The sequence below is a fragment of the Deinococcus sp. genome (assembly GCF_018260405.1).
Lineage (GTDB): Bacteria > Deinococcota > Deinococci > Deinococcales > Deinococcaceae > Deinococcus.
Genome location: NZ_JAGLBG010000131.1, coordinates 1 through 5,068 on the forward strand (window position 1 = coordinate 1; position 5,068 = coordinate 5,068).

At 59.4% G+C, this 5,068-nt stretch carries 6 protein-coding genes and 1 pseudogene; 4 read left to right on the forward strand and 3 right to left on the reverse strand.

Features of this window, described 5'->3' with window-relative positions:
• The 3 genes from ilvN to QZ269_RS11935 all read left to right on the forward strand — a co-directional run.
• Positions 1–469, forward strand: a 469-nt coding sequence (gene ilvN, locus QZ269_RS11925; protein ID WP_291426929.1) for an acetolactate synthase small subunit, incomplete at its 5' end; no start/stop codon positions are given.
• A 355-nt stretch (positions 470–824) separates the two neighbouring features.
• Positions 825–1,835, forward strand: coding sequence for a ketol-acid reductoisomerase (gene ilvC, locus QZ269_RS11930; RefSeq protein ID WP_291426930.1), 1,011 nt, complete (start codon positions 825–827; stop codon positions 1,833–1,835).
• Between the two features lie 426 nt (positions 1,836–2,261).
• A complete protein-coding gene (locus tag QZ269_RS11935) occupies positions 2,262–2,564 on the forward strand; it encodes a hypothetical protein (RefSeq protein WP_291426931.1) in 303 nt (100 codons plus the stop codon).
• A 55-nt stretch (positions 2,565–2,619) separates the two neighbouring features.
• On the opposite strand, the gene QZ269_RS11940 is transcribed toward QZ269_RS11935, so the two are convergent.
• The 3 genes from QZ269_RS11940 to QZ269_RS11950 are packed head-to-tail and all read right to left on the reverse strand — an operon-like array spanning position 2,620 to position 4,393.
• On the reverse strand, positions 2,620–3,204 hold the full coding sequence (locus QZ269_RS11940; RefSeq protein ID WP_291426932.1) for an extracellular solute-binding protein: 585 nt from the start codon (positions 3,202–3,204) through the stop codon (positions 2,620–2,622).
• A complete protein-coding gene (locus QZ269_RS11945) occupies positions 3,144–3,734 on the reverse strand; it encodes an extracellular solute-binding protein (protein WP_291426933.1) in 591 nt (196 codons plus the stop codon). Before QZ269_RS11945 ends, QZ269_RS11940 begins: the two co-directional genes overlap by 61 nt.
• Positions 3,731–4,393 (reverse strand): ABC transporter permease, encoded by a 663-nt coding sequence (locus tag QZ269_RS11950; protein WP_291426934.1) that lies wholly within the window; start codon positions 4,391–4,393, stop codon positions 3,731–3,733. The genes QZ269_RS11945 and QZ269_RS11950 overlap by 4 nt, the downstream gene beginning before the upstream one ends.
• 326 nt (positions 4,394–4,719) lie before the next feature.
• On the opposite strand from QZ269_RS11950, the pseudogene QZ269_RS11955 reads away from it, so the two are divergent.
• Positions 4,720–5,068: pseudogene (locus QZ269_RS11955) on the forward strand (transposase); the annotation flags it as partial.

Sequence of the window (5,068 nt, forward strand, 5' to 3'; positions counted from 1 at the left end):
TGAGCATCCCGGCATCAGCCGCATGACCATCGTGGTCAACGGCGACCGGGGCGTGGTCGAGCAGGCCATCAAGCAACTGGAAAAATTGCACGACGTGATCAAGATCATCGACCATAGCCTCGAAAAGTACGTGGACCGCGAACTGGTGCTGGTCAAGGTCGCCATTAACGCCGACACCCGCGTGGAAGTCCGGCAGATCGCCGCCGATTTCCGCACGCGTATTGTGGACGTGGGCCGCCACGCCCTGACCTTCGAGGTCACTGGCGACGAGGGCAAGATCACCGCGTTCATCGAGCAGATGCGCACTTTTGGGATTCTGGAAACCATGCGCACGGGCCGCATTGCCCTGACACGCGGCAGCAACGCCGACATCGGCAGCCAGGTGTACCACGACGGCGAAACGCAGACCCTGCGGCCCGTTGTGGAGCCGCGTGAAGAACGGGCGCGGGGCGTACCGAATCTGTTTTAGTGGCGCAAAGGTCTACTGCTACGGACTGCCGATTGAGTCCAAAACGGCCCGGTTCAGTCCGAGCGGAGGCAAGTAAAAATACGGGCTTCGCGGTATCGACTTGCGGAGCGGCTGGCAGGGGCCTATCTGGTGGCTTTCCAGGTGTGCCGGAATTAAGCGCACTGGGCATCACACAAACTATGTTCCGTCTAAACTGGGGGCCTACACCCTCGCTGCCGCCTTTGCTGCAACACCGGGCCACTGCAAGTTTTGCCGCTGCCCCCTCACCAAGAAAATCACCTCTCAGAGCGGTTAGGCCGTCAGACAGTTAGACGGTTTGACCACAAAGCCTTCCAAATACAGGAGAATACGAACCATGAGCGCAAAAATGTATTACGACAAGGACGTTGACACTTCAATCCTCGAAAACAAGCTGGTCGCCATCATCGGCTACGGCTCGCAGGCCCACGCCCACGCGCAGAACCTGCGTGACAGCGGCTTTAACGTGGTCGTTGGACTGCGTGAAGGCAGCGCCAGCAAGGCCAAGGCCGAGCAGGCCGGTCTGCGTGTCGAGAGCATCGAGGAAGCCACCAAGCAGGGCGACGTGGTCATGATCCTGATTCCCGACGAGCAGCAGCCCGCCACCTACGAAAAGAGCATTGCCCCTAACCTTACGGCGGGCAAGGCTATTGCGTTCGGCCACGGCTTCAACGTGCACTTCGGGCGCATCACGCCCCCCAAAGATGTCGATGTGTTTCTGGTCGCCCCCAAAGGCCCCGGCCACATGCTGCGCCGCGTGTACCTCGACGGCGCGGGGATGCCCGGTATCTTCGCCGTCGAGCAAGACGCCAGCGGCAAGGCCCGTGACATTGCGCTGGCCTACGCCCGTGGCATCGGCTGCACCAAGGCGGGCGTGCTCGAAACCACCTTCAAGGAAGAGACCGAAACCGACCTCTTCGGAGAGCAGAGCGTGCTGTGTGGCGGCGTGACCCACCTGATCCAGGCCGGATTCGAGACGCTGGTCGAGGCCGGGTATCAGCCCGAAATCGCCTACTTCGAGACCCTACACGAGGTCAAACTGATTGTCGACTTGATCTACGAAAAGGGCTTTGAGGGCATGCGCCACTCTATTTCCAACACCGCCGAGTTCGGTGACTACGTGACCGGCCCGCGCATCATCACTGCCGAGACCAAGGCCGAAATGGGGCGCGTGCTGGCCGACATCCAGAGCGGCAAGTTCGCCGAGCGCTTCATCAAAGATGCCGAAAGCGGTTTCCCGTACATGAACGAGCAGCGCGGCAAGATGCGCGACCACACTGTCGAGAAGGTCGGTAAGGAACTGCGCGACCAGATGCCCTTTATCAACAAACAGGCGCTGGAAGTTTAAAGCATTTTGCAAAAAGATGGTCAAAAGAACACCATCTTTTTGCCGAGTGGAACGAGTGAAAAAGAAAGAGCAGAACGGAGAATGAAGGGGGCGGCGGTGTTTTTCCGACGTGCCCATCATTCGGAGAACTGCTCTAAGAGGTACCTGCCGCTGCTGGGGACAGGGCGCGTCATGGTGCAGCTTGACTTGCTGGCAGAGCGGACTCGAGGAAAGCGCCCGAAGCCGCAGAACTGTAACTGCGACCTCCCGACCCTGGAAGGGCTAAGGGCATCCCGGAGCTTTTCTGGGACGCCCTCAGTACCGGAGGGGTTGGTTCGACCTGTTCCCCCGCAAGCCGAGGCCCACTTCCGTAACTGGAGGTAGACTTCACGATTGGCCGTAGAGCAGCTGACCCAAAGCTGAACTTCCGGGGGCAAAGTGGCGTTTATGCAGTTTCAGAACCTTCCTCAACAGCGCCACGCCCGTCAGCCCTTGCTGCTCAGACAAGTCATAGACACTTACCTGGAAACCTATGCTCACACGGGCGGCCCCCTGCTGTACCAGCTCGACATCTACCTGGGTTCGCCCGCGCCCCTGCTGGCGTACACCAAGCTCACGGGCGAGGCCTGGCTACGGACGCTGCCGCACGAGCAGACACAAACTGCCACCGCCCTGCTGTCCGACTTCCGCGCCTATCTGCGCGACGAGGGCTGGCTCGACGCCGCGCGGCCCGTCAATCAGTTCGACTGAAGGGGCGCGCGGGACAAAATGCGAACTCCGGGCGTGAAGCTGGGGCAAGGCAGGCTTAGCGGCTCTTGAGTTCCGTCCAGATGCGGTCATACAGGCGCGGCGTAGTGCCCCCCTTCAACTCGTTGATGAATTCGACCTTGCCGGTTCTGAAGTCCTCGGGAGAAGGATTGAAGGCTTTTTGCGATTTCAGGAACGGGCTAAGAAAAGCCTGCGCCGCCCGGTTCGGATTGCCGTAGAAGGTGTAGTTGCTGATGGCCGCACTGACTTTGGGTTCCAGCACATAGTCGATAAAATTGCGGGCCAGCGCCGGATTGGGACTGCCGCGCAGGAGAACCAGCGTATCGGTGCTGATGGTGGTGCCTTCACGGGGAAGAAACACGTGCAGGCCCCTGTTTTCGGCGGCTCCCTGCAACAGATCACCCACGTAAATCTGCCCCAGGTCAATGCTGCCCGCCAGCAGTTTGTTGCGCGTTTCCGGGCCGCCCGAGAAAGACTCGAAGCCCTTTTTCTGCACCGTGCGCCGCAGCAGATCACGAGCTTTTTTTAGCTCCTCGACTTTATCCGAGTTCACCGAGTACCCTAGGTATTTGAGCGCCGCGCCGATGACCTCACGCGGGTCGTCGAGCAGAGCAAAGCGCACCGTGTCATCCGGGCCAAAATCAGACTCCAGCTGTCGGAAGGCGGCGTGTAGCGGGCGCTGTTATAGGCCAGCCCCGTCGCCGCAAACTGATACGGCACGCTGTAGGTATTGCCTGGGTCGAAATCGGGGTTAAGAAAGCCTGCCGAGATGTGGCCGAAGTTCTTCAGCGCCTCTTTCTGTAGCGGCTGAAGCAGTTTGGCCCGCACCATCGTCTGAAGCACGTAATTGCTGGGGTTAGCGAGGTCGTAACTGGCTCCCCCGCCCTGCAATTTGGCGATCATGGACTCGTTGCTCTCGTAGGTGTCGATCACGACTTTGACGCCTTCACGCTTCTCGAACTCCTTGACCACCTGCGGGTCTATGTAATCCGACCACATGAAAATTCGCAGTGTTTTGCCGTCGCCCGGGTCGCTGGGCTGGGGCGTGGTGGTGCCATTGCCTTCCGCCGCCGTGTCCTTTTCCTGTACGCGGTGGCAGGCGCCTAGCAGCGTGCAGGACAGCAACAGGGCCGCGCAGAGAGAACGCTTCATCCCTGCTCCTTGCGCGGGCGGGACAGCAGGTTGGCCAGGACGATCATCACGACCGTGAACAACACCAGCAAAGTGCTCAGAGCGTTGATGTCGGGGGTGACTCCCTTTTTGACCGCCGTATAGATCAAGACCGGCAGCGTCTTGAACCCCGAGCCACTGGTGAAGTACGTCACCACGAAGTCGTCTAGGCTGAGGGTAAAGGCCAGTAGCGCCCCGCCCAGCACGCCCGGCAACGCCAGTGGCAAAACGACTTGCAAGAAAGACTGCACCGGGGTCGCTCCCAGATCGGCGGCGGCTTCTTCCAGCTCGCGGCCATACCCGGCGAGGCGTGAGCGCACCGTGAGGGCCACATAACTGATCTGAAAAGACACGTGGGCCAGCATGACCGTCCAGAATCCGTTTTCAAACGTCCAGCCGGTGCGCTCCAGCAGGCCGCGCACGATGGCATAGAACATCAGCAGCATAACGCCCATGACCACGTCCGGAATCACGATGGGCATAACCAGCAGGAAGGTCAGCGGAATGCGCCCCGTAAACCCGCCGCGCCACAACCCGAAGCCGACCAGCGTACCCAATACGGTACTGACCAGCGTGCTAAGCATGGCGACTTCCAGCGTGTGCGACACAGCCTCATGCACGTCCGGGCGGGCAAAGAGCACTGAGTACCAGTGGGTGGTAAAACCTGTCCAGTTGGCCCTTACGGCCTGATAAAAGAGATGAGAATGCCTCCACCATGAGGCATTCTTACTGTGTATGTCAACAAAAATCCCTGTTGGTGGAGACGCGACCATTCTATTCGAGCGAATTGGTCACTGGCTGAGAAAAGCCCCCTGGCGGGATCAGCGGCACTTTCAGACCATCACCTGGATGCTGGTTGGTCTCCTACTTTCCAATTCCATCCATCCTGCCCAGTGGTGTCTTTTTCGCGGTTACCGCAGCCAAGCAAGCCCAAAGTGCTGAACGGCGTTTCGTCCGTGGGCTATTTTTGACGACGATACCCAGAACGGCGATTTATCAAGCCGTATTGCGGCAGGCATTTGCGACTTGGGGTGATGCGAGCATCACCCTGGCACTGGACACGACGCGTCTTTTTCAACGCTGGTGCCTGGTTTGCGTTTCCCTGACCTACCGAGGGCGGGCTTTGCCGCTGGCCTGGCAACTGCTGGAACACTCAAGTTCCACAGTCAGCATGAAAGACATTCATCCCGTGCTGGCCAGCGTCCACAGCTTTCTGAGTCATCTGCCTGAAGTAGAAGAGGTGTACTTTAGGGCAGATCGCGGCTTCATGGATCAAAAGCTCATGGCGCTCGTATCGGCCTATGGATGGAAATGGG